This window comes from Draconibacterium sp. IB214405 (genome assembly GCF_033963885.1).
Lineage (GTDB): Bacteria > Bacteroidota > Bacteroidia > Bacteroidales > Prolixibacteraceae > Draconibacterium.
The window spans coordinates 1,286,275-1,310,514 of the sequence record NZ_JAXBMA010000001.1; the positions used below are offsets into that span (position 1 = coordinate 1,286,275).

The 24,240-nt window shown below is 39.8% G+C and carries 24 protein-coding genes and 1 tRNA gene; 16 read left to right on the forward strand and 9 right to left on the reverse strand.

Annotation, left to right across the window (positions count from 1 at the left end):
- Window positions 1-44 precede the first annotated feature (44 nt).
- A complete protein-coding gene (locus tag SLH46_RS04990) occupies window positions 45-1,052 on the reverse strand; it encodes an aldo/keto reductase (RefSeq protein WP_320280057.1) in 1,008 nt (335 codons plus the stop codon).
- A gap of 121 nt (window positions 1,053-1,173) precedes the next feature.
- Here SLH46_RS04990 and deoC point away from each other — a divergent pair, with 121 nt between their 5' ends.
- The gene (deoC, locus tag SLH46_RS04995) at window positions 1,174-1,890 is read left to right on the forward strand and encodes a deoxyribose-phosphate aldolase (protein WP_320280058.1); all 717 of its coding nucleotides are present in this window, start codon (window positions 1,174-1,176) and stop codon (window positions 1,888-1,890) included.
- 64 nt (window positions 1,891-1,954) lie between these two features.
- Here deoC and SLH46_RS05000 read toward each other — a convergent pair whose 3' ends face one another.
- The 3 genes from SLH46_RS05000 to kdsB all read right to left on the reverse strand — a co-directional run bounded on the left by SLH46_RS05000 (window position 1,955) and on the right by kdsB (window position 5,487).
- A complete protein-coding gene (locus tag SLH46_RS05000) occupies window positions 1,955-4,156 on the reverse strand; it encodes a phospholipase D-like domain-containing protein (protein ID WP_320280059.1) in 2,202 nt (733 codons plus the stop codon).
- A 176-nt stretch (window positions 4,157-4,332) separates the two neighbouring features.
- Window positions 4,333-4,680 carry a T9SS type A sorting domain-containing protein gene (locus tag SLH46_RS05005; protein ID WP_320280060.1) on the reverse strand — a complete coding sequence of 116 codons (348 nt, stop codon included), beginning with the start codon at window positions 4,678-4,680 and terminating at the stop codon, window positions 4,333-4,335.
- A 72-nt stretch (window positions 4,681-4,752) separates the two neighbouring features.
- Window positions 4,753-5,487 (reverse strand): 3-deoxy-manno-octulosonate cytidylyltransferase, encoded by a 735-nt coding sequence (kdsB, locus tag SLH46_RS05010; RefSeq protein WP_320280061.1) that lies wholly within the window; start codon window positions 5,485-5,487, stop codon window positions 4,753-4,755.
- A gap of 242 nt (window positions 5,488-5,729) precedes the next feature.
- Between kdsB and SLH46_RS05015 the strand changes: the two genes are divergently transcribed.
- From SLH46_RS05015 to secG, 4 genes are read left to right on the forward strand one after another with little or no spacing between them, the layout of a single operon-like run.
- Window positions 5,730-6,962 (forward strand): sigma-54 interaction domain-containing protein, encoded by a 1,233-nt coding sequence (locus tag SLH46_RS05015; protein ID WP_320280062.1) that lies wholly within the window; start codon window positions 5,730-5,732, stop codon window positions 6,960-6,962.
- A gap of 4 nt (window positions 6,963-6,966) precedes the next feature.
- Complete coding sequence (gene lptE, locus SLH46_RS05020) at window positions 6,967-7,482, forward strand: LptE family protein (RefSeq protein ID WP_320280063.1); 516 nt, start codon at window positions 6,967-6,969, stop codon at window positions 7,480-7,482.
- Between the two features lies 1 nt (window position 7,483).
- Window positions 7,484-8,083: a tetratricopeptide repeat protein gene (locus SLH46_RS05025; RefSeq protein ID WP_320280064.1), complete on the forward strand. Its 600-nt coding sequence runs from the start codon at window positions 7,484-7,486 to the stop codon at window positions 8,081-8,083.
- A gap of 6 nt (window positions 8,084-8,089) precedes the next feature.
- Window positions 8,090-8,455, forward strand: a complete 366-nt coding sequence (gene secG, locus SLH46_RS05030) for a preprotein translocase subunit SecG (RefSeq protein WP_320280065.1) — start codon at window positions 8,090-8,092, stop codon at window positions 8,453-8,455.
- 99 nt (window positions 8,456-8,554) lie between these two features.
- Here the strand turns inward: secG and SLH46_RS05035 are convergent, their stop codons facing one another.
- Both SLH46_RS05035 and SLH46_RS05040 read right to left on the reverse strand, forming a co-directional pair.
- Window positions 8,555-9,040, reverse strand: a complete 486-nt coding sequence (locus SLH46_RS05035; protein ID WP_320280066.1) for a hypothetical protein — start codon at window positions 9,038-9,040, stop codon at window positions 8,555-8,557.
- Window positions 9,041-9,203: 163 nt separating this feature from the next.
- Window positions 9,204-9,782 (reverse strand): hypothetical protein, encoded by a 579-nt coding sequence (locus SLH46_RS05040; protein WP_320280067.1) that lies wholly within the window; start codon window positions 9,780-9,782, stop codon window positions 9,204-9,206.
- A gap of 364 nt (window positions 9,783-10,146) precedes the next feature.
- Between SLH46_RS05040 and SLH46_RS05045 the strand changes: the two genes are divergently transcribed.
- The 11 genes from SLH46_RS05045 to SLH46_RS05095 all read left to right on the forward strand — a co-directional run bounded on the left by SLH46_RS05045 (window position 10,147) and on the right by SLH46_RS05095 (window position 21,169).
- Window positions 10,147-10,425, forward strand: a complete 279-nt coding sequence (locus SLH46_RS05045) for a co-chaperone GroES (RefSeq protein WP_319270296.1) — start codon at window positions 10,147-10,149, stop codon at window positions 10,423-10,425.
- Window positions 10,426-10,450: 25 nt separating this feature from the next.
- A complete protein-coding gene (gene groL / locus SLH46_RS05050) occupies window positions 10,451-12,091 on the forward strand; it encodes a chaperonin GroEL (RefSeq protein ID WP_320280068.1) in 1,641 nt (546 codons plus the stop codon).
- A 150-nt stretch (window positions 12,092-12,241) separates the two neighbouring features.
- Window positions 12,242-14,659: a beta-N-acetylhexosaminidase gene (locus SLH46_RS05055; RefSeq protein WP_320280069.1), complete on the forward strand. Its 2,418-nt coding sequence runs from the start codon at window positions 12,242-12,244 to the stop codon at window positions 14,657-14,659.
- Window positions 14,660-15,043: 384 nt separating this feature from the next.
- On the forward strand, window positions 15,044-16,378 hold the full coding sequence (gene gdhA, locus SLH46_RS05060) for an NADP-specific glutamate dehydrogenase (RefSeq protein ID WP_320280070.1): 1,335 nt from the start codon (window positions 15,044-15,046) through the stop codon (window positions 16,376-16,378).
- Window positions 16,379-16,662: 284 nt separating this feature from the next.
- A complete protein-coding gene (locus tag SLH46_RS05065; RefSeq protein ID WP_320280071.1) occupies window positions 16,663-17,427 on the forward strand; it encodes a TatD family hydrolase in 765 nt (254 codons plus the stop codon).
- A gap of 29 nt (window positions 17,428-17,456) precedes the next feature.
- Window positions 17,457-18,500 (forward strand): asparaginase, encoded by a 1,044-nt coding sequence (locus SLH46_RS05070; RefSeq protein WP_320280072.1) that lies wholly within the window; start codon window positions 17,457-17,459, stop codon window positions 18,498-18,500.
- 71 nt (window positions 18,501-18,571) lie between these two features.
- Window positions 18,572-18,659, forward strand: a tRNA-Ser gene (locus tag SLH46_RS05075).
- Window positions 18,660-18,800: 141 nt separating this feature from the next.
- Window positions 18,801-19,610, forward strand: coding sequence for a MotA/TolQ/ExbB proton channel family protein (locus SLH46_RS05080; RefSeq protein ID WP_320280073.1), 810 nt, complete (start codon window positions 18,801-18,803; stop codon window positions 19,608-19,610).
- Window positions 19,611-19,621: 11 nt separating this feature from the next.
- On the forward strand, window positions 19,622-20,080 hold the full coding sequence (locus SLH46_RS05085; protein WP_320280074.1) for a hypothetical protein: 459 nt from the start codon (window positions 19,622-19,624) through the stop codon (window positions 20,078-20,080).
- A 33-nt stretch (window positions 20,081-20,113) separates the two neighbouring features.
- Entirely contained in the window at window positions 20,114-20,689 is a 576-nt protein-coding gene (locus SLH46_RS05090; RefSeq protein ID WP_320280075.1) for an ExbD/TolR family protein, read from the forward strand.
- A 9-nt stretch (window positions 20,690-20,698) separates the two neighbouring features.
- Complete coding sequence (locus SLH46_RS05095; RefSeq protein WP_320280076.1) at window positions 20,699-21,169, forward strand: ExbD/TolR family protein; 471 nt, start codon at window positions 20,699-20,701, stop codon at window positions 21,167-21,169.
- Window positions 21,170-21,254: 85 nt separating this feature from the next.
- Here SLH46_RS05095 and SLH46_RS05100 read toward each other — a convergent pair whose 3' ends face one another.
- The 3 genes from SLH46_RS05100 to SLH46_RS05110 all read right to left on the reverse strand — a co-directional run bounded on the left by SLH46_RS05100 (window position 21,255) and on the right by SLH46_RS05110 (window position 24,215).
- The gene (locus tag SLH46_RS05100) at window positions 21,255-22,577 is read right to left on the reverse strand and encodes a DEAD/DEAH box helicase (RefSeq protein WP_320280077.1); all 1,323 of its coding nucleotides are present in this window, start codon (window positions 22,575-22,577) and stop codon (window positions 21,255-21,257) included.
- A 61-nt stretch (window positions 22,578-22,638) separates the two neighbouring features.
- Window positions 22,639-23,742, reverse strand: a complete 1,104-nt coding sequence (gene dprA / locus SLH46_RS05105) for a DNA-processing protein DprA (protein WP_320280078.1) — start codon at window positions 23,740-23,742, stop codon at window positions 22,639-22,641.
- A 20-nt stretch (window positions 23,743-23,762) separates the two neighbouring features.
- Entirely contained in the window at window positions 23,763-24,215 is a 453-nt protein-coding gene (locus tag SLH46_RS05110) for a hypothetical protein (RefSeq protein WP_320280079.1), read from the reverse strand.
- Window positions 24,216-24,240: the final 25 nt, after the last annotated feature.

Here is a 24,240-nt window from a genome sequence, read left to right on the forward strand (position 1 = left end):
GGTTTAGTTTGAATCCCGGGATGTTGATCCCGGGATTTTTCTTTTTATAATTCTTTACTTTTAAAATATTCAATTTTCCCTGTGAGAGCAAGTGGCTTAACTTTCTCGATCAGATTCGTTTTTTCTTCTTCAGTTAGTTTTGAGAAAGAGCGGGCCAGTGCTATCTTTTCTCGCATATAGGTGGCATTTTCGTTACCTGATATTAAAACCGAAACAGGTAATGACCAAACAAAATGCATGGCTTCTTTTATGCTTACATAGTTCGGAATAACCGGATCGTCAGATGTCCAGTTGGCTTCTTTCTTTTCTGAAAAGAACCGTCCGTCGGCCAACGATTTAATGGCTAAAATACCCATGTTGCGCTTCAACGCTTTCGGCATAACATTTTCAATAAAGCTAAAATATGAAACATCAAGAAGGTTGACGGGCATTAGTACCGCATCAAAAATATCGCTCTTTTCAGTTTGTTCCAACATGCGGGAGTGGGCGTAAGGATTTTGATGGCCTGTAAAACCAAGATGTTTGATTTTGCCTTGTAGTTGCGCTTTTAAAAGTACATCTAAAACACCGTTTTCAATTCTTTGGTCGACATCGTTGGGTGTTTGAATGGCATGTACCTGGTATAAATCAATCTGGTCTACTTTTAACCTGCGTAACGATCCTTCCAGGTGCTCCTGTACTGTTTTGGCATCACGTCCCGTTGATTTTGTCATCAGAAAAATAAGGTCGCGATACTTTGGAGTGAGGTATTTTCCGTATCGCTCTTCACTGGTGCCACTCGAATAACTTTCTGCTGTGTCGAAAAAACGAACGCCTCCTTCCAGCGCAGCTTCTATCACTTCCTGAGCATCTCTTTCGGTGGTCCATCCTACATGATAGCCACCTGTGCCAAGCATGGTGACATACTCTCCGGTTCTGCCAAGTTTTCTTTTGGGTAATACTTCTCCCAGACTGTCTCGACTGTCTTGTCCCGAAGCGATCGCTCCTGTTGTTAAGCTAATTCCGGCGGTGGCGCCGGCTAACGATTTTAAAAAGGATCTTCTGTTGGTCATGGTAGTTAATTTAGATATATAAGTTAAATACTTATTATTCGAAAAAAGGTTCACATTTAAAACTTGGCTCTTGATTCAAGGTTAATTCGTAAATTTATACTCCAACTTAAAACCAATAAAAATGAGCACCGTTGAACGACTTGCAAAAATGATCGATCATTCGATTCTTCATCCAACCATGACTGATTACGATTTGGAACATGAATGCGCTGTAGCCGCAAAATATAATGTGGCTTCGGTTTGTGTAAAACCATATGCAGTAAAACTTGCCAAACAATTTTTGAAAGATTCGGAGGTGCTAATAGGTTGTGTAATCGGATTTCCTGCCGGCAATTCGGCTATTTCGGTAAAAGTTTTTGAAGCAGAAACGGCGTGTAAAGATGGCGCAGTTGAAATCGATATGGTGGTTAATATTGGTAAGGTTTTACAGGGTGATTGGGATTATATTGAGCAGGAAATCGATTTAGTAACACAGGCTTGTCATAAATTGGGGGCTATTGTAAAAGTGATTTTCGAGACCGACTATGTAGTGAAAAAGCAGGATATAATAAAGCTTTGTCAACTATGTACAAAAGTTGGTGCCGACTATGTAAAAACTTCATCAGGTTTTGGTTTTGTAAAAGGAGTTGATGGCCGGTATTCATACATGGGGGCAACTATTGAAAACTTAAAACTTATGCGGGAGAGCAGTGGTCCCTGCGTAAAAATAAAAGCTGCCGGAGGTGTACGAACGCTCGATGGTTTGCTGGCTGTGCGCGAAGCAGGATGCACTCGTTGTGGAGCAACAGCTACTGTTGCTATTCTTGAGGAAGCAAAAATAAGGTTTGGAGATAAATGAAAAATGCTTCCGTTTCGGGAAGCATTTTCTTATACCTGAGTTTGAATTTTTTGTAACTCGGGTTTTATTTCTTCAAAATTTTATAAGTGTTATAATCGCCATTGCTGAGTTCAACTTTCAGCAGAAAGAGGCCGGTTAGATTATACGGCAGACTGAATTCTGCAAGGTTCTCATTTGGTTGTAATTCGTCAATCTTTGCACCGGTGCTGTTATACACCGAAATGTTCGTGATTTCCCTCGCTGCATTTATGGTCAATCTTCCTTCGGTTGGATTTGGAAATACCTTAATAGAAGTTGATTTTATTATCTCAGCAGAAACTACCAACGTTCCATTATTCTCTTTGAAACGATAGGCAAATTGTTGGTAATACTGGTTGGCAATATCAGCGTCGTGAATGATCAGTGTATTCTCATCATTTCTGTCGTTGGCTGAGTTGCTCCAATTATGACTTCCGGTGATAACTTGCGGATCAGAGTCTGCATTGTTTGCATCAATTAATGCAATTTTGTGGTGCAGCTGTCCTGCGGCATTGTCGAGAATGTATTTGTCCTGCGGCAGGGTATTTTTTATAAACGAAGGTGTGTATTCATTTTCTTCTTCCATTAAAACATTAACATCTACACCTCGATCGAAAGCATTTGTTATAGCATTGCCTAAATCAGAGCGTGTGATCAACATGGTTTCAATATCGAGGGTGTGGTCTGCTGTATTAATTGCATTTATCAACTGCTGGTTCGTGTTATCCGACGGGCTAAAATAACAGGTAATCAATTTATCGCCCACTTGAATATGGTGCGGAGTGTTATTGATCTTCGCCTCACCAAATTTTGCATTTCCGGCATCAGGTTGGTCACTGTCGCTTCCCCACATTTCTTCAAATTCAACTTCGTAAACTTTTGCCAGCGACTGGTCCTGGATAAAGATCATGTTGTTGCTGTCGTAAGTTAACTGGTTCTGGGTAAGATTTGTTGAGCCCGACCAAATCCAAGAAGCATTAGCATTTGTTGCGTTTGCATCAAAAATGACGAATTTGTTGTGCATAATTCCGTCATCTAAATCCGGACGTTCGAGTATCGGAATATTGTTATTTAAATTGTAAACACTGGCGTGCCCTGTTGATCCGCATGTGATAAAACGAATTGTTACACCACGATCGTAGGCAGCATTCAGCGCATCAGCTATGGTTGAATTGTCGATATTGTAAATACAGAAATCGATCGTTTCGTTAGCTCTGTTTATGTAAGCGGCTAGAGTGTCGGCCATTGAATCGTTGAGATTGCTTGCAATAGTTGTGCCTGCATAACTTTCATCAACTTCGCTGTTAAAATACACTTTAATGTCGCCTGATGAATTAGAGTTGGTTACAAAAGCACCTATTGCAGAAAAAGCGGTATCGCTCTCGCTTGCAGAAAAAGCCTGGATGTAAATAATTTCAGCACTTTCCAATCCTGTTACCTGTGCCCGGTGAGTGTATTCGTCAGAATTTACTGTCGATTCTCCACTTGCATAGCCGGTTAATGCTGATTCTTCCATGCTTGATCCGTAGCGGATTTCAGAAGTACCTTCAGTGTCGGTATTCCACTCGATTGTAATTGAGTTGGTTGTGTGTTCAGTTGCTTCGAGTCCTGAAGTGAGTTGAATATTGGTGTGTAAAATAAAATCGTTTACATCTCGCGGAAGAAGTTGATAGCCAGAATTCGGGTTGTCTAGAGACCATTGCGAACAGATTGCTATCAAGTCAAAAGTATCTGTAGGTATAACTTGTCCAACAAGTGGATTGTCGCGATTAATTCGAATTTCTCCAGTATTAGTTCCATCAGTAAATAAATAATTTTTATCTCCTGCAAATAGGTTGTCAGTATTTATGAATACGACATTATCTATCTGAATCAATTCACTTTCATAATCTTCTCCAATATCGCTAATAATAATTTCTTTCGGAGCGTATAACGGTGAGCCAGTTTTGTGTACAGTGAGGTTTGAAAAAGATTTGATTTCTAGCAGGTTGTAGTAGCTGTCTAATTCCCCGGTTACTGTTATTGAGTCACCGCGAAGTATGTTGTCTAAAGCAGAATAATCATAAAGACCAATTCCCCCGGTATTATCCTGAATGTATCTTATTGTGCCAAGTTCTGCGCCATTGGATACCACTCCTGAAACTGTAACGGTTGATCCAACTGCTTTTTGACGTGCTTCGCTGATGCTTGTTTGAGCAAATAACTCAACGCTTAAAAATAGAAATAGAATGAGTGTAGAGATTTTCATGTGATTAAAATAGTTTGTTTATAGCGGAATCACATGGAACTCGCATAGAGAATTTTGTCATTCCCATTTGCGTGTAAAATATCCATGCTCGTTTCACAACTTATAATTTAATTTTCTGGTGAAAGTATTAAATACCGTTGTAAAATACAGGGGAAAGGCCGAATTGTTCAAAAAAATTAATTTCTCGATATCATCAGCTTTTTAACCGTGGGTTTATTGTCGGTGGTTGTAATCTGGAGTAAATAGATTCCGTTCGGAACTTCATTAAGTCGAAGTTGAATTTTAGGAAGTGGAAAATCGTACTTTTTTAATAAAACCTGTTGGCCGGCAATATTGGTGAGGCGTACTTCACTGATTTCTTTTGATGAAAATTCGATGGTAACCTTGTCGTTCTTGCACGGATTTGGATAAACTTTTACTTCGTTTTTAACTTCGTCTTCGAAGCCGGTTGATTGAAAACCTGCTTCTTGCGAAAAGGATTGTGACCCGATAAAAATGAATAGAAGTAGTATAATATATTTCATGGCAATACTGTTTAATTGTTTTCCTTAGCATGTGTAACAAATAACATGCCCGTTTATACTGACAGGAAAAAATCAGAACAGTTGCAAGGCAGCTTCTAAATCTTCAGGAGTATCGATGCCAATGGTTTGATAAGTTGTTTCGGCAGCTTTTATTTTATACCCGTTTTCAAGCCAGCGCAGTTGTTCCAGCGATTCGGCCAATTCAAGCTTTCCTTGCTCAAGTTGGGTGATTTTCTGTAGTACATCGGTTTTAAATGCATACATGCCGATATGTCCCCAGAATGTGTACTTTTTTACCCAGTCTTTATTTTCTTCTCCACGGTAATAAGGAATCGGAGAGCGACTGAAATACATGGCAAAGTCGTTTTTATCGAGCACTACTTTTGGTCGGTTTGGATTAAAAAGTTCTTCTTCCGAATCTATCTTTTTTACCAAGGTTGCAATTTCGGTTTCGCCCTGAAAACATGATTTAATCAATTCAATTTGTTCCGGCTTTACAAAAGGTTCGTCGCCCTGAATATTTACAACAACATCAAAACTGCGTGATTGGGCAATTTTTAATGCCGCCTCGGCACAACGGTCGGTTCCGCTTTGGTGGGTAGGAAGAGTTTTTACCACTTCGCCGCCAAATGCTTTTACCGCCTCGAAAATTCGGTCGTCGTCGGTTGCAACGCAAACATAGGGCAAAACTTTTGCTGCATTTTCGTACACCCACTGAATCATGGGTTTGTCTTTTATTTTAGCCAGTGGTTTCCCGGGAAACCTGGTTGATTGATAACGTGCCGGTATTATTCCGATAAAATTCATAATGCTGCTGTTTGTAATAGCTTTAGACCTGTTTCGAACTAACAAAATGTCAGAGAAAATAAACAGATGGGGCAAAGATAATAATCCCTTAAAAGAATATTCATATTCTTCGTAATTATCTTAAATGGAGGGATGCAAGTTTTTTTCAATGTGATAAAAGCCTAAAAAAACTTAATTGTGACTGACTTTCTGTCATTGCCCGCGAAAAATTGTAAATTTGCAAATTGTTGACTGAAAATACTATGGATATACAAACAATAAAACAACGATTTGGAATAATTGGAAACACTGCCGGATTAAACCGAGGCATTGAAGTTGCGGTTCAGGTAGCGCCAACCGATTTGTCGGTTTTGGTAACCGGCGAAAGTGGTGTTGGTAAAGAAATTTTTCCACAGATTATACATCAGTTTTCGAGCCGGAAACACGGAAAATATATCGCAGTAAACTGTGGTGCAATTCCGGAAGGAACAATTGATTCGGAATTGTTCGGACACGAAAAAGGTGCTTTTACGGGTGCATTGGCCGACCGGAAAGGATACTTTCAGGAAGCAGATGGCGGAACGATTTTTCTGGACGAAATTGGAGAGCTGCCGCTTTCTACCCAGGTACGTTTGTTACGTGTTTTGGAAACCGGGGAGTTTATAAAAGTTGGTTCGTCGCAGGTGATAAAAACAAATGTGCGCGTAATTGCGGCTACGAACGTAAATATCCCGAAAGCAATTGAGGAAGGTAAGTTTCGTGAAGATTTGTATTACCGTTTAAATACAGTGCCGATTCTGATTCCTCCGTTACGCGAACGCTCCGATGACATAATTCTGTTGTTTCGGAAATTTGCACGCGATTTTGCCGAGAAATACCGAATGCCACCGGTTCGTTTAACAGAAGATGCCAGAGCTTCGCTGGTAAATTTTCGCTGGCCGGGAAATATCCGTCAGTTAAAAAATATTACAGAGCAGATTTCCATAATTGAACAGGAACGTGAAATAAATTCGGAATCGTTAAGAGCCTATCTTCCTGTTGACGGAAGAAATAATCTGCCCGCACTTTTGTCGCAGCAAGAAGATAACAAGTCGTTTGCCAACGAGCGGGAGATTCTGTACAAAGTTCTTTTTGATATGAAGAACGACATGAACGACCTGAAAAAGCTGGTGCTCGATTTGATGGAGAATCGCGATGCTCCGATTTCGGGCGATCAGGCGCAGATAATCCGGAACCTGTATAACACTGCCGACGGTAATTTTGTATCGAACGACCAGGTGCAAAATCCAATTCATATAACTTCGGTTGATAAAGATAATATTCAGGATACGGAAGAGTTTGTGGAAGAATCGCTTTCTTTGGCGGATAAAGAAATAGAGCTGATTAAAAAGGCACTTGAAAAACATCGCGGGAAACGAAAATATGCGGCCCAGGAATTAGGAATTTCTGAACGTACTTTGTACCGCAAAATTAAAGAATACGACATTAAGGGATAAAAATATGTTGCGGAAACTATTGTTTATATTTGTGTTAGCAGGATTGGTTGGAAGTAGCGCTCCATCGTGTAGTGTGAACTATACTTTTACCGGAGCCAACATTGCGCAGGATGTGAAAACTTTTACGGTTTATTATTTTCCTAACCGCGCCCGACTTGTCAATCCAACACTTAGCCAGAATTTTACAGAACAGATGCGTGAAAAACTTACACGCCAAACATCGTTGAACGAACTTTCGGAAAATGGAGATCTTGAATTTGAAGGACAGATTACCGGTTACGAATTTCGTCCGATGTCGATTCAAAAAGAAGATGTTTCGGCACAAACACGTTTAACAATTACGGTTAAGCTAAAATATGTCAACAGTAAACATCCTGAAGATAACTTCGAACAAACGTTTTCTGCCTACGAAGATTTTGACAGTAGTCTTTCTATTAGTTCAGTTGAGGAAGAATTGAGTGTTGAGATTATTGAAAAATTGATCGAAGATATTTTTAATGCAACCATAGCAAACTGGTAAAATGGAGAAAGAGCAATTTCAGTTGTACCTGCAAAATACAGCGACTTTAAATACAGAGTCGTTGGAGGAAGTTAAAAAGCTCACCTCCGATTTTCCGTGGTTTACCACCGGCTGGTTGCTCTATCTGAAAAATTTGAAAAACCTGGAGCATCCGGATTATGATGCTGTTTTGAAAAAGGTGGCAGTAATGGTTCCCGACCGGAAAGTGCTTTTTAAGTATTTAAATAACGAACTGCCTGTTAATGTGCCGGTAAGTGTGCGAGATGACCGGTCTACTCTTTATAACCTTGAGGGTGATGTTGAACTCAAATCAGAGAAATCGTTGATCGATAAATTTTTGTCGACTGATGGTTCGCGTTTACGATCGGGTAAAGTTAATTTGGGCGTAAATGGGAATAATGGCGACAAGGTGAATGTGGAGCAGTCGGTAAAAGAAGATGAAGACCTGGTTACCGAAACGCTGGCATCAATTTATTACCAACAAAAGAACTACGACAAAGCTTTGGATGCCTATCAAAAATTAAGTTTGAAATATCCGGAAAAAAGTGTTTACTTTGCAGGCCGTATAAAAGAAATTGAATTGTTAAAGACTAATAATTAGAAGAAGATGTATATTTTAATCACCGTTTTATTATTTATCGTGTGTATCCTTTTGGTACTGATTGTTTTGGTACAAAATTCAAAAGGAGGAGGTCTGGCAAGTAACTTCCAGTCTTCAGGTCAGGTAATGGGCGTACGTAAAACAACCGATTTCCTTGAAAAAGGTACTTGGGTTTTGGCCGGAGCTTTATTATTTCTTTCAGTTGTTGGTGCAGGTTTTATTCCACGCGAACAAATTGATGAAGGCCAAAGTCGTGTTCAGGAACAGATTGAAACTGCTGTTGATCCAACACAGGTTCCTACTTTCCCAACTACTACTCCGGCAACTACGGATGAAACTCCTGCTGCTGACGATGAAGGTGGTGAAAACTAAGATAATCTTATCGAAAACATATATAAGAAGCCGTTCTGAAGAGAACGGCTTTTTTTATGTCGGTAAATTTAAACAGTATTTTTATTTCAGTGTTGGAACTCAATTCTGCTTGTTGTCTGATTGAACTTGCCCCGATACATCGTTAATGATTAAAATAATGTATTTCTCTTTTCGGAAATAGAAGTTTCTGGTTGAGAATTGCAGGTCTTTCATTACGCGTTCGCCAAGATTATTAAAAAACGGTCGGGTGATGTTTTCTTTGTAAACAACGGTGTCGTTAATGTACGAGTCAAAAGCTGCAAGCCGTAATTCGCAGGTGCAGCATTTTGATGTAGTTCCGCAGTCTTTCGCCTCTTCAATCTGATAAGCGCAGCCAATTGCTTCGCCACAACGCATGTACATAAGATCTTCGTCCGCCTTATTCGAAAATATCGTTTTTAGCGCGTCGTTAAAGGCCTGAAGTTTCATGTCTTTATCAAGCAAAAGCACACAACTAGTGATATTGTTTAAGACGAAATTCATAAACTCGCCCGATTGGGCAAGCATCTCAAAACTGTGATTAGCCATCGATTTTTTTGAGTCCATATTGAGTTTTGTTTGGTGTATTGGCTTAAAAGTACAAAAAAAGATATTGATTATCAAGCAGTAAGGGTTGTTTTTGTGAGATTGATAAGGCGAAGCAAAAGAACGAAAAAGAGAAACGTGAGCATTCCAAAATGAGTCCTCACGTTTCTCTTTTATGTTAAAATTACAATGTAAATCTTGGTGAATGATACTCGCTTTCGATTACAAGTGGAACGCTAAACCGGGCATCGGAATCGATATTAAAATTTGCAGAACCGCTAATTTCAAGTGAAATATAATAGCGGGGATTTTCGTTCAAGCGGTTTATAAGTGTTGCAAGTGCATCGTCCAGTTCCACCATGTAGGTTTCGCTGTTTAAAAAACTGCCTTGAAGTAAATCAATCGATCCAATTTGTTTATATTCTGCTTCGTTTTGCGTTTTGTAGGAAATTGAAAGTTCAAGTTGGTCAATTGTTTCACTGCTTTGGAGTGCCTCGAAAGAAAGCAGCGATCTGCTTCCCGGAGTAATTTGAATTACATCGCCCGGACAATTTTTTAAAGCATCGTCGTAGCCGAGGCAGAAAATGGCAATGCCGTTAAAATTGTATGACTCCATTACAGATTGCGAGAGTGTGTTTACGTGAGAAGTTAAGGGAATGTCGATAGAGAGATCTGTTTCTGTGAGATAGGTTGTGTCAGGTTCTTCGCATGAAAGTACGGATAATAGCAACAACCCAATCCAAAATAAATTCTTGAATTTCATGGCTTCTTGTTTTAAATGTTTAACTATCCTCGCGTATGCGGGCTCATGTTTTCTGACTATGTAATTTACGAAAAAAATGGCAGAATAGTTGTGAAAAACGGCAGAAAAAGACAAAATAATCTTAATTAACTTTATGTGCAGGTTCTTCAAAGTTTTTCTGTCACCATGTCAGAAATGCTGACATGCTTATAAATGATTGATAAAGAGGTGGTGACGGGGTGTTGTGGTTTTTGAGGTAATGATGTTGGTGTAATTTTGTCTTTGTTTTTTGAGGCAGTTAGGCGTTTTATTAATTGGCATAAAATATGATACACCAAGTGCGTTAAAACGAAAAAAATATTTAATCATAAAAAACTAAAACAAAATGGCAGATTTAAAAGGTAAAATTCTTGCTGGCAAGATCCTGGTTCAACCACAGGAAGCAGAAGAAAAAACAGTGAGTGGAATCATTATTCCTGATTCAGCAAAAGAAAAACCACAAGTTGGTACAGTAGTATTAGTTGGAGCTGATAAAAAAGATGAGCCAATGGAATTAAAAGCTGGCGACATTGTTTTTTACGGTAAATACTCAGGTACTGAGTTGAACATTGATGGAGTAGACTATTTATTGATGTCGCAGTCTGACGTTTTATACATTAACTAATTTCAACAAGTAAAAATCAGAAAAGATGGCTAAAGAAATTAAATTCGATATTGAAGCACGTGATTTGCTTAAAAGTGGTGTTGATCAACTGGCTAACGCCGTAAAAGTTACTTTAGGACCAAAAGGTCGTAACGTAGTAATCGAGAAAAAATTTGGTGCACCACAAATTACAAAAGACGGTGTAACTGTTGCAAAAGAAATTGAGTTAAGCGACGCATACGAAAATATGGGTGCTCAAATGGTTAAAGAAGTAGCTTCAAAAACCGGTGACGATGCTGGTGATGGTACTACTACTGCAACTGTTTTGGCTCAGTCGATTGTTAATGTTGGTTTGAAAAACGTAACTGCAGGTGCAAATCCAATGGACCTGAAACGTGGTATCGACAAAGCAGTAGAAGCGGTTATTGCAAGCATTCGTGAGCAGGCTCAGACAATTGGCGACGATTACGCTAAAATTGAATCAGTTGCCAAAATTTCTGCTAATAACGATGCAGTTATCGGTGCACTTATCGCAGAAGCGATGAAAAAAGTTCATAAAGAAGGTGTTATCACAATTGAAGAAGCAAAAGGTACTGATACTTACGTTGACGTAGTTGAAGGTATGCAATTCGACCGTGGTTATCTTTCTCCGTATTTTGTAACCGATGCAGAAAAAATGGTTGCAGAATTAGATAACCCTTTCATCCTGATCCACGACAAAAAGATCAGCACAATGAAAGATCTTCTTCCTGTGTTGGAAGCTACTGCTCAAACAGGTCGTCCATTAATGATCATTTCTGAGGATGTAGATGGCGAAGCATTGGCAACTTTGGTTGTTAACCGTTTGCGTGGTTCGTTAAAAGTATGTGCTGTTAAAGCTCCTGGTTTTGGCGATCGCAGAAAAGAAATGTTGGAAGACATCGCAATCCTGACTGGTGGTACTGTAATTACCGAAGAAAAAGGTATGAAACTGGAGCAGGCTACAATTGATATGTTGGGTCAGTGCGAAAAAATTACTGTTGACAAAGAAAATACAACTGTAGTTAATGGTGCGGGTGCACAAGAAGCTATTGCTTCTCGTGTTAACCAAATCAAAACTCAGATGGAAACAACAACTTCTGATTACGACAAAGAAAAACTGCAAGAGCGTTTGGCTAAATTAGCCGGTGGTGTTGCTGTGATCTATGTTGGTGCTGCTTCAGAAGTAGAAATGAAAGAGAAAAAAGACCGCGTTGACGATGCATTGCACGCAACTCGTGCTGCTGTTGAAGAAGGAATTGTTCCTGGTGGTGGTGTAGCTTTGGTTCGTGCGATTGCTGCATTAGAAGACCTTAAAGGCGACAACGATGACGAAACAACAGGTGTTGAAATCGTGAAACGTGCCATTGAAGAGCCATTGCGTCAGATTGTAGCTAACGCTGGTAAAGAAGGTGCAGTTGTTGTTCAAAACGTAAAAGACGGCGAAGGCGACTATGGTTACAACGCCCGCATTGATGAATACCAGAAACTATACGAATCTGGTGTTATCGATCCTGCAAAAGTAACACGTGTTGCACTTGAAAACGCTGCTTCAATTGCCGGTATGTTCTTAACTACTGAAACAGTAATTGTTGAAGAGAAAGAAGATGCTCCTGCAATGCCTCCAATGGGTGGCGGTATGCCAGGTGGAATGGGCGGTATGATGTAAGAATCAGCTCACAAAAATATAGAAAGCTCTTCCCGTTGGGAAGGGCTTTTTTTGTGCCCAAATTTCACACTCCTGTTTTATAATATAAATGTACCCGAGCCATTCATCTCATTTTTTATTTCCTTTGATACTAAACCGTAATCTAAACTCATGATTAAAAAGATACTTTACATCCTTCTCGTACTTATATTTATTTTGGTAGTTGGTGGCTTTCTTTATTATCGATTGGCGATTTACAGTCCTCCTTTAATTTCGGAAGACGATCGGGCTGAAATTGAACTTATGCCTTTGCCCGGCAGTTTAAAAATCCACAATGGAGAAGTTGATCTGTCGAAGGGCATTAATATATCGTTTATTAATGTGCAGAATGAATTCCTGAACAAAGCAGCAAATCGATTTTCAGAAGATCTTGAGTTGATTTATGGAGTAACATCGGGAGAAAAAGGTGTTATGCTGCAAATAATTTGTAGCGAAAATGCAGAGAATGGAATCCCGCAATTTGGCGACGACGAATCTTATAGTCTGGAAATTGACAAACACATTACATTGTCGGCAAATACCAAATTCGGTATTAATCATGGTTTGGAAACAATCTTGCAACTTGTTAAGAAGAGCGACGAAGGAGTTGTTCTTCCAAAATTAGAAATTGAAGACATTCCTCGTTTCCCGTGGCGCGGAGTGATGCTCGATGTGTGTCGTCACTGGATGCCCAAAGAAGTGGTGTTGCGAACAATTGATGCCATGGCGGCCGTAAAAATGAATGTTTTTCACTGGCACCTTTCCGAAGATCAGGGATTTCGGGTGGAGAGCAAAGTTTTTCCGAAGTTGCACAAAGTCGGTTCAAACGGAAAATATTATACCCAGGATGATATTCGTGAAATTGTGGCTTATGCAGCGGAACGAGGAATACGGATCATTCCCGAATTTGACGTCCCGGGCCATTCAAAAAGCTGGCAGATTGCCTATCCTGAATTAAGTACACTTTCAACTGAACAGACATTTGTTAATGAGGGGGGAGAAATGTTTTCCCCACCGTTAGATCCGACAAAAGAAATTGTTTACGAGTTTCTCGATCGGTTTATTGAGGAAATGGTTTCCCTTTTCCCAGATGAATATTTTCATATTGGTGGCGATGAGGTGGAACCAAAATTCTGGAATGAAAGTGAATCTGTTCAGGAATTTATGAAAAAGAATGAAATCAAAGATGCACATGAATTACAGGCCTATTTTAATACGAGAATCTACCAGTTGGTAAAAAAGCATGGAAAAACCATGGTAGGCTGGGAAGAAATTACAAGCGAAAATTTGGATGATGATATTGTAATTCAGTCGTGGAGAGGGCAGAAGTCATTATTCGAAGCTGTTCAGCAAGGTAAAAGAGGAATTCTGTCGGCTGGCTGGTACCTCGATTTAAAGCTACATTCCGATAAACATTATGAAGTAGATCCGTTGATTATGCCCGGTGCTGTTGACATGGAACCGGATACCACGCACTGGAAAGTTTACGACCTGTCTCTTGAAATTCCATCGGGAGAAATGGTAAGTAAGTTGGTGGTGTTTGATCGAAATCCGGAGAGTGTCTATGGATTTATGGAAGTGATGGGAAGTCGTGCCGGTTTTAAAAACGGACTAAAAACGGATGACCGGATTTCCTTTCAGTTAGAATCGCAAATGGGAACGCTAAACTTTTCAGGTGAACTTATTGGTGACTCACTTTCCGGTAAACTATCGCTGGCACTTTTTAAATTTGAAGCGAATGGTAAGCAAGTTGCCGGTTCTGATATTTCAGGTACAAAATTGCCAAAAATTGAAGTTGTAAAACCGTTGAATGAAGAACAAAGAATGATGGTTTTGGGCGGCGAAGCTGCTATGTGGTCGGAGGTAGTTGGAGAGAATAATGTTGATTCGCGTATTTGGCCACGAACGGCTGTTATTGCTGAAAAACTTTGGAGCCCGGCCGAGTTGACAGCAAACACTCATGATATGTTCCGGCGTTTGGAGTGCTTTTCATCCTATCTTATAAAAAGGGGAAATCCATTCTTCCATCAGCAAGATCAGATTTTACAGGCGCTAATTCCACAGGAAGGTTTGCCTTATTTGAAAACTTTGGTACAACAACTAGAGGAGGTGAAATATTATGAACGACTTGGGAGTTTGGGGAATATTTACGGAGTGTATTTGCCCGATTTGCCTATGAACGGAGTTGTGGATGCAGCGCGTCCTGAAAGTCTTTCAGCCCGAAAGTTCAATAAAATGGTTGAAGATTACGTTGCCTCACCGGAGAATGACCTACTTAAGTCGGAGATTCGGGAGCAGCTACAACTTTGGAGCGCGAACCACGAGAAGTTAAAACCTTGGCTGATTTCTGAGGAACTGCAAAAAGTTGCCAGGTTATCTGAAACGTTTTCTATGGTTGCAGAACAATCGTTAACTCAATTGAGAGAAGGTGGTTCTTCAAATGATCAACAAAAGCAGGAATTGCAGCAAGCTATAGAATTACTGGAAAAGGGTGAAAATGGAATGTTGTGTGCTGTTGCAGAAGGATTCCGAAAGTTAAATGGTTTTTAAAATCGGTATTTAGTTGGTCGTGTTTTACACTTTGACAGAATAAAACAACAGTTTGTTACAACCTTTCAATTTTATAAAATCAGAAAGTATTAAATAGAAAGTTTTAGGTTGTTAACGCTTTCAATTGTCTGTTTTTGAGGTGTTTTGAGGAATGATGCCCGGAATCCTGATAATCGTCACCCTGTGTTTTTTAACATCTTTTTATTTGTGTGTAATGCATTGGTAATCAGTTGTTCCGAAATAATCTCGATTCTTGATAAAAGCTTGTTTTTTTAGTACTTACTTCTCTACCTTTGGCAAATAATAAATTTAGATCATTAAAGTTAAGATTACATGATTGTAAATGGATAACCGAGGTTGGGTTATCAGTTAAAATTAAACCATATGAAAGCAGATATAAATGAATTCATCGCGAATTTGGAGCACAGAACTCCGGGGGAAAATGAATTTCACCAGGCAGTGGAAGAAGTAATTGGTTCGGTTTGGGATTTTTACGAAAAGAATCCGCGATACCAGCGTGCTAAAATCCTGGAACGCATGGTTGAGCCCGAGCGGGTAATCATGTTTCGTGTGCCTTGGGTTGATGATAGAGGAGAAGTTCAGATTAACCGCGGTTACCGGGTTGAGTTTAACTCGGCACTGGGGCCATACAAAGGTGGCTTGCGTTTTCACGCCAGTGTAACGTTGAGCATTTTGAAGTTTTTAGGATTCGAGCAAACTTTTAAAAATAGCCTTACCACTTTGCCAATGGGCGGTGGAAAGGGAGGATCTGATTTTAGTCCGAAAGGAAAAAGCGATGGCGAGATAATGCGTTTTTGCCAGAGTTTTATGACTGAATTATATCGTCATATTGGGCCAAATACTGATGTTCCTGCGGGCGATATTGGTGTTGGTGGACGCGAGATTGGATATTTGTTTGGACAATATAAACGAATAAAAAACGAATTCACAGGAGTATTAACCGGAAAGGGATTGGCCTGGGGAGGAAGTTTAATTCGTCCGGAAGCAACAGGTTTTGGGGCGGTATATTTTGCTCAGCACATGTTGCACCGTATTGGAAAAGATATTGAAGGACAAACAATTTCTGTGTCGGGATTTGGAAACGTTGCCTGGGGCGCTATCTCTAAAATAAATGAGCTTGGCGGAAAAGTGGTAACCATTTCCGGCCCGGATGGCTACATCTACGATAAGAACGGAATTAGTGGCGATAAAGTGGATTACCTGCTTGAGTTGCGTGCAACCAATAACGATATTGTTTCGCCGTATGCCGAAGAATTTGATGCCGAGTTTGTTGCCGGAAAACGCCCGTGGGAAGTGCCGGTTGATTTGGCAATGCCTTGTGCCACCGAAAACGAGGTTGGTTTGGAAGATGCGAAAGAGCTTGCTAAAAATGGGTGTAAACTATTGGCTGAAGCATCGAATATGGGATGTACTGCAGAAGCTGTCGACTTTTTAACTGAAGCAATGGACTATGCTCCTGGGAAAGCGGTTAACGCTGGTGGTGTTGCAGTGTCGGGACTCGAAATGTCGCAGAACAGCATGCGAATTAACTGGCCAAAAGAGGAAGTTGACGAACGCCTGAAAGGGATTATGAAAGCGATTCATGAAACCTGTGTGAGTTATGGCACTAAAGGAAAGAAAGTTGACTATGTAAAAGGCGCAAATGTTGGCGGTTTTGTTAAAGTCGCTGAGGCCATGTTAGCGCAAGGCGTTGTCTGATAAATGAATAAGATAATTTGTAGTTAATTATATATTATAAAATCCGTTCGGTTTCCGGGCGGATTTTTTTATTGCCGCTTCCTTCTGTTCAATAAAAAATTAAGGTTGAACGTTAAATTTAATTTATAGGTAAAGTTGAAAAGCGCAGAAGCCAAAAACACTTTTTTACATTTGTCGGAAATTTTTATGGCGCTCGATTGTTTTTCATAAACACTCAGTCTTACAGATTTTAATAAAAAGGGATAGATAAAACAAAACAGGCATTGGGAAAAGAAAACAATTAGATGTTAATAGATACACATTCTCATATTTACTCCGAGGATTTTATCCACGATCGCGATGAGGCACTTAAACGTGCTTCGGAAAGTGGAATTAAAAAAATTGTTCTGCCAAATATCGATTCAGGTTCAATAAAACATATGTTAGACCTGGCCGATGCGTATCCCCAACTGTGTTATCCTTTAATAGGTCTGCATCCTACTTCGGTTGAAGAAGATTATAAAGAAGAACTGGATGCCATTGATTATTGGCTTCAACGACGTAAGTTCTACGGTATTGGCGAAATTGGTATTGATTTGTACTGGGAAAGCAAATATGAAAAAGAACAAAAAGATGCTTTCCGTTATCAGATTCGTTTGGCCAAACAACTAAATCTGCCGGTGGTTGTACATGTTCGTAATTCATTTGACCAAACCTACGAGATTGTAAAAGAAGAGCAGGACGGTACTTTGAAAGGGATTTTCCATTGTTTTACCGGAACCGAAGAAGAAGCAAAGAAAATAACCGAGCTTGGATTTTTTCTTGGAATCGGAGGAGTTGTGACTTTTAAAAACAGCGATCTCGACCAGGTGTTAAGTAATATTGATCCACATCATCTGGTTCTTGAGACCGATGCTCCATATTTAGCGCCCGTTCCTAAACGAGGCAAGCGCAACGAAAGTTCGTACCTTATTCATATTGCGCAAAAGATTGCAGAAGTATATCGGCTTCCGCTAACACGTGTTGCCGAAATAACCACTTCCAATGCCCGCAATTTGTTCGGAATTTGATAAATTGCGGCTTAATTTCATTAATAGTAATGAATAGAAAGACAGCAAAAAAGACTTCCATTTTAATTATTTATACAGGTGGTACCATCGGGATGGTTCAGGATCCTAAAAACGGATCGTTGATACCCGTAAAATTCGAAAAAATTCAGGAGGTGGTTCCTGAGTTGAAAAAATTCGATTTTATAATAAAAACAATCACCTTTAATCCGGCGCTCGATTCTTCGAACATGAATCCGATAAGCTGGATTAAAATTGCCAAAACGGTTGAACGTTTTTATAATATGTACGATGGATTTGTTGTTTTGCACGGTACCGACACCATGGCGTACACCGCTTCTGCATTAAGCTACATGTTCGAAAACCTCGACAAGCCCATAATTTTAACAGGATCACAATTGCCAATTGGTATGATTCGCACCGATGGTAAAGAAAACCTGATTACAGCGGTTGAAATTGCTGCTGCAAAAGTCGAGGGAGTAAGTGTTGTGCCCGAGGTGTGTATTTATTTTGATTTTAAATTATACCGGGGTAACCGAACTTTAAAACGCGATGCCGAACTTTTTAGTGCGTTCCGGTCGGTGAATTATCCGGCACTAGCAGTAGCCGGAACCGATATAAAATACAGTAGCGAATTTATCTGTTACCCCGAAAATAAAGGGATACTAAAAGTAAATACCGATTTTGATGACAACGTGGTAATTCTGAAGATTTTTCCGGGAATAAATCAGAACGTTTTTAATTCGGTGCTAAATACTCCGGGATTAAAAGGAGTTGTTTTAGAGACCTTTGGATCGGGGAATGTGCCAACATCCCGTTGGTTGATCAATGCGATAAAAAGAACAATTAAACGGGGAATTGTAGTGTTGAATGTTACCCAGTGCCAGGGCGGAAAAGTTCTTATGGGCCAATATCAAACCAGTATTGAGCTATTAAATGCCGGAGTGGTTTCGGCAAAAGATATGACCACTGAAGCAGCTATAACCAAGTTGATGTTTTTATTGGGGCAAGGCCTGAAACAGGCCGAAATTAAAATGTACCTCAATAAAAGTTTGCGTGGGGAAATTAGTGAATAGCAAAGTTTTTTTTTCACAATTTTTTATTAATTTGCAGCCCTCATTTTTGGGAGGCCACGCCAAAAAATATTGGAGAGGTGCAGGAGTGGCTGAACTGGCACGCCTGGAAAGCGTGTGTACCCCGAAAGGGTACCGAGGGTTCGAATCCCTCTCTCTCCGCAAAAATGAGTCGTTCATTTTAAAAAGGGGAACAAGTCCGGGAAACAGGGCATGTTTTTTGTGGGAATTGAGGATTAATATTTTAAAAATCAATACAAAAACAAATTCAAAGAGATTATTAATTAAAAATTCAAATCAATTATGAAAAGACTATTCGCGTTAATAGCCGTATTTGGGATGCTGTTTTTTATGGCATCGAATGTAGCACTTGCTCAGGAGGATGAAGCAGCTGCCACTGAAACTGCTACTGAACAAGTAGAAGAAACATCTGCTGCAATAGCTGAGGAAGATGCTGCAGCTACTGCTGAAGAGGGAAAATCACTTCACAGTCAGATGAAACAAAAATTTATTGAAGGTGATCCAGCTTTCATGAGTTTCGTATTGGTAGCCCTTATTTTAGGTCTTGCCTTTGCAATTGAAAGAGTACTTTACCTTAACCTTGCAACCAGCAACACTAAAAAATTGTTAGCTAATGTTGAAGAAGCATTAGAGAGCGGTGGTGTTGATGCTGCAAAAGAAGTTTGTCGTAATACTCGCGGACCTGTAGCAAGTATTTTCTACCAGGGTCTTGATCGTTTCGATCACGGTATCGATGTAGTTGAAAAAACTGTTATTTCTTACGGTGGTGTTCAAGCCGGTCTTTTGGAAAAAGGATTAAGCTGGATCGCACTTTTCATCGCTTTGGCTCCTATGTTAGGTTTCATGGGTACAGTAATCGGTATGATTGGCGCTTTCGATGCTATCGAGGTAGCTGGTGACATTAGCCCGTCTCTTGTGGCTGGTGGTATTAAAGTAGCTTTGATTACAACTGTATCAGGTCTTGTTGTTGCTATTATTCTTCAGATTTTCTACAACTACTGTGTAGCTAAAATCGATAGCATCATTAACAACATGGAAGATGCTTCTATCTCGTTGTTAGACTTGTTGGTAAAACATAACATGAAAAAATAAGGAGTATAGAAATGGGTAAAACAGCAAAAATAGTTACGATAGTACTATGGGCTCTTATCATTGTTTCTACCATTCTTCTTGTTTCTTTATTTGTAAACATAAGTGACGTAGATACAGACCCAACCATGGGTAGTTGGATTAATTCCAACTTGGTATGGAGTTACATACTTGTAGCTGTTGGTGCAGGTGTTGCAGTCCTTTCAGGATTGTTCCACATGTTCACCGACAAAAAAGCTGCAAAGTCAGGGCTTATTTCCCTGGGATTCATGGCAGTGGTGGTTCTTGTTGCCTACTTACTTGCTTCACCAGAAATTCCACAATTTATTGGTGTTGAAAAGTTCTTGGCAGACGGAACCCTTAATGAGAGTGTAGCAAAATTAACAGACACTGGTTTGTATGCAACATATATCCTTTTAGGATTAGCAGTTTTAGCGGTTGCATCATCATCAGTAATGCGTTTGTTTAGATAAGTTTAATCGTGGTAATAAAAACAGGAAAAAGTTATGGCTAAGAAAATACCTGAAATACCGGCAGCATCGTTAGCAGATATTGCTTTTATGTTGCTGATCTTCTTCCTGGTAACAACCACGATGGACGTTGATAGCGGTCTTCGTAGAAAACTTCCGCAATGGGTTGATCCTGCAGAATTGGAGGAGCAAAATAACGAAATCAACGAACGAAATATTTTCGTTGTGCTCGTTAACAAGAATAACGACCTATTGGTAGAAGGAGACTACGAACAAATTGAGAATTTGCGTGATAGGGCAAAAGAATTTATGGCGAACCCATATAATGCTGAAAATTTGCCTGAGAAAGAACCAGTGGAATTACCATACTTCGGACAAGTTATGGTTACCAAAGGGGTTATTTCGTTACGTAACGACTTGGATACTCAATATGGAGTTTATCTCGCCGTTCAGAACGAACTGGTTGCTGCCATTAATGAATTAAGAGACGAGTTGGCTAAACAAGAGTTTGGAAAAGCTTATGAGGATCTGGATAGTGACAAACAAGATGCCATTAAAAAGATCTATCCTCTGAAAATTTCGGAAGCTGAACCAAAAGGTAAAAATATTTAAGAATAGATTATGAGCAAATTTAGAAAAGACGACGGTAAGGAATTACCTCCTATTTCAACGGCTTCGTTGCCTGATATTGTGTTCATGCTTCTGTTCTTCTTTATGGTTAGTACAACTATGCGTGAAGTAACACTAAAGGTTCGAATGCATATTCCGGAAGCTACTGAATTAAGTAAGCTGGAAAAGAAATCTTTAGTAAGTTACATTTATATTGGTGAACCTCTACCTATGTATCAAAGTACATTTGGTAAAGCACCACGTATTCAGTTGAACGATCAATTCGCGACAGTTGATGAAGTGCAAGATTTCATTATTGCTGAACGCGAAGTCCGAGAGGAAGCTGAACAACCATTTATGGTTACTTCGTTGAAAATTGATGAAAATACAAGGATGAGTATTGTAGGTGATGTAAAGCAGGAATTGCGTAAATCGGCTGCACTAAACATTAACTATTCATCAAGGAAAAGAGCTGAAAGATAATTCATTGAATTATATACAAAAAAAGGGAAGCATTTGCTTCCCTTTTTTGTTACTCTTATCTTTTATAATTGCTTTTTTGCTTGTATTAATTCTTTCTCTTCTTCCTTTTCTGACGCGCTTTGGTGCGTGCAAATTTATCTTCGAACGAACGTTTTGAAGAGCCTTTTCTTTTCTTCTGATGAAAAGCTCCCTGAAAAGTAGGGTCGTCGATTTTACGTTGCCTATCAATTTCGCGCAACATATCCTGGTTTTCTTTAAACTCCGATTCAACCACTTCAACCTCTTCCGGTAAATCGAGAAGTTGAATTTCCTGGCGCATTAAACTTTCAATCTTTTTCCAGTGCCATTCAGCCGACGGATCAATTAAAGTAATTGCATCGCCTTTATTACCGGCACGTGCAGTTCGTCCAATTCGGTGGATATAGTCGTCGTAATCATTCGGAAGATCGAAGTTTATAACGTGACTAACCTGGCTTACGTCCATACCACGCGCCGAAACGTCGGTAGTGATAAGGATGCGAACTTCGCCACTTTTAAATGCCTGTATAGAATTAATCCGCGAGTTTTGCGCTTTATTGGAGTGAAGTATACGTTTTTCTCCCTCTGCTTTTCGTTGAACTACTTTGTAAACTCCTTCAGCATGTTCTTTAGTTTTTACAAAAATAACTACGCGCTTAAAGTTTTCCTCATCCTGCAAAAGGTGCTTAATCAGGTTAAGTTTTGTTCGGTAATTCGGAACTTTGTAGCAAGTTTGAGTAACTAAACCAACTGGCGTTGCCGATGGTGCTACTTCAAGTTTATCGTAGTGATCAAGGAATTCCTCTGCAAGTGTTTCAATTTTTTCCGAGAAGGTAGCCGAGAACAACAGGTTTTGCCTGCGCGGCGGAATAATTTCCTGTAACTGTTTTATCTGGGGTATAAATCCCATGTCCAACATACGGTCGGCTTCGTCGATTACAAGATATTTTACCTTTTTTAATCGCAATGCCCCCGCCTGGTATAAATCCCACAATCGGCCCGGAGTGGCAACCAGAATATCGATACCCGGTTCGAGTAACGCAGCATGTTTTGTCCAGCCAATACCGCCAAATACGGCAGCGTGGCGCAATTCCGAGTATCCTGTTAATTCTTCAATATCTTCTCCAACCTGAATAGAAAGTTCGCGGGTAGGAACAAGAATCACAACACGCGGATCAGTTCCTTCCGGCTTTTTTAAACGCGTAAGCAAGGGAAGGAGGTAAGCCGCAGTTTTTCCGGTTCCGGTTTGGGCCACACCAACAACATTCACTCCCGAATTAATCTTCGGAATTGCTTTTTCCTGTATGGGTGTTGGAGTTGTAAACCCAATATCGTCAAGCGATTTTAATATCGATTTTGCAACTTTTAAATCTTCAAAAGTCTTTTTCATTCTATAAAATTTAAAAAACAGAATTGTCTGTTTGGGTGCAAAATTAGAAAATTAAGCCGACTTATCTCAATTTGTACATTTTGCCGGGCAGTGCAAGCACAACGTTCTTAAACTCAAGGTTAAGCAACATGGCTGAAATACGGCTAACCGGAAGCTTGATTTCTGCAGAAATCTGATCGATAAAAAGGTCACCTTTTTCTTTTAGAAGGTCCACAACTTTTTGTTCTTCCGGATTTAAGTCAATAAACAAACTCGATTGAACTGCTTCAACTTTGTCGGTTTTCTCCCAGCCCATAAAATATTCCAGGTCGTTGATGCCCTCAATTAAAGTAGCTCCGTTATTTCTTATCAGTTGGTTGCATCCCTTGGAGTAGGTGTCGCCGGCACGTCCCGGGAAAGCAAACACATCGCGGTTATACGATGAAGCAATGTCGGCAGTTATTAACGAACCTCCTTTTTTTGCCGACTCTACCACAATTGTTGCATCGGCCAACCCTGCAATAATCCGGTTTCGTTTAATAAAATTAGCAGGATCGATTTTTGTATTACTTGGGAAATCGGTTACTATTCCGCCACTTTCCTGCATTTTTTCTGCCGTTTGTTTGTGTAGGGCAGGATAGAGTAGATCTAATCCGTGAGCAATAACACCAACTGTTGGCAGGTTATGATTCAGCGCACTTCGGTGAGCCTGTACATCGATACCGTACGCCAGTCCACTAACAATAAGTATTTTGTATTTTCGCTCGGCAAATTCGCGACACAGATCGTCAACGATCGATCTTCCGTATTCCGTAGCGTTGCGCGTGCCCACAATGCTGATTACCCGCTCGGCATCCAGGTTCATATTTCCTTTTGTGTAAATAATCAGTGGCGCATCAACACAATTTTTTAATCTTCGCGGATAAGTTTTATCGGTATAAAAATGAATGCCGATCCCGTTCTTATCAATGTACTCCAACTCTTTTTCAGCCTGTGGCAACACATTGTTTTTTTTGATCTGGCGTGCATAAAGTTCTCCAATTCCGGGAACTTTGGTTAGCGCTTTGGCCGATTGCGAAAAAACAGCTTCGGCACTGCCAATGTAGGCCACCAGGTTGCGTGCAAGAATGCCGCCAATATTGGGGAGCATCGATAAGGCAACTTTGTATTTAAGGTCATCATTCATAAGTAGGGGGAAACTCTGGTTTAGGTTTTTAGAATTGAATTTAGCGATTCCTGAATATGTTTCCGGTCGTCGAAATTTAAACCGGCTAAACTTACAGACGGATATTCTGCTATTCCTCTTTTTGTTTTTATAATCAGCGTGAGGTCGGTTAATTTTCCAAAAAATGAATTCTCGAAGTGCACCTTTCTTAACCGGTGTTTCGGAAATTCAATAGAATGATAGCCCTTGCCACCAAAACTGATTACTTTATAATATCGGAGTATAATCTTGTCTTCGTCGTCTGAAAATTCGATGTATTGATAATCGGCCACAAGAAAATAAAGATACCAGGCAGAAAAAACACCCAGCCCGCCCAGCGCATACAACACATGGTCGAGTAAAAACAGCGCCAGCATTCCAAGTGCAATTATAATAGAAACCAGGAAGAATATTTTTTTGATCTTCGAAACTTTATCGGTGTTCTTTATCGTCATCTTTCGTTATTAAATATCAAAAACT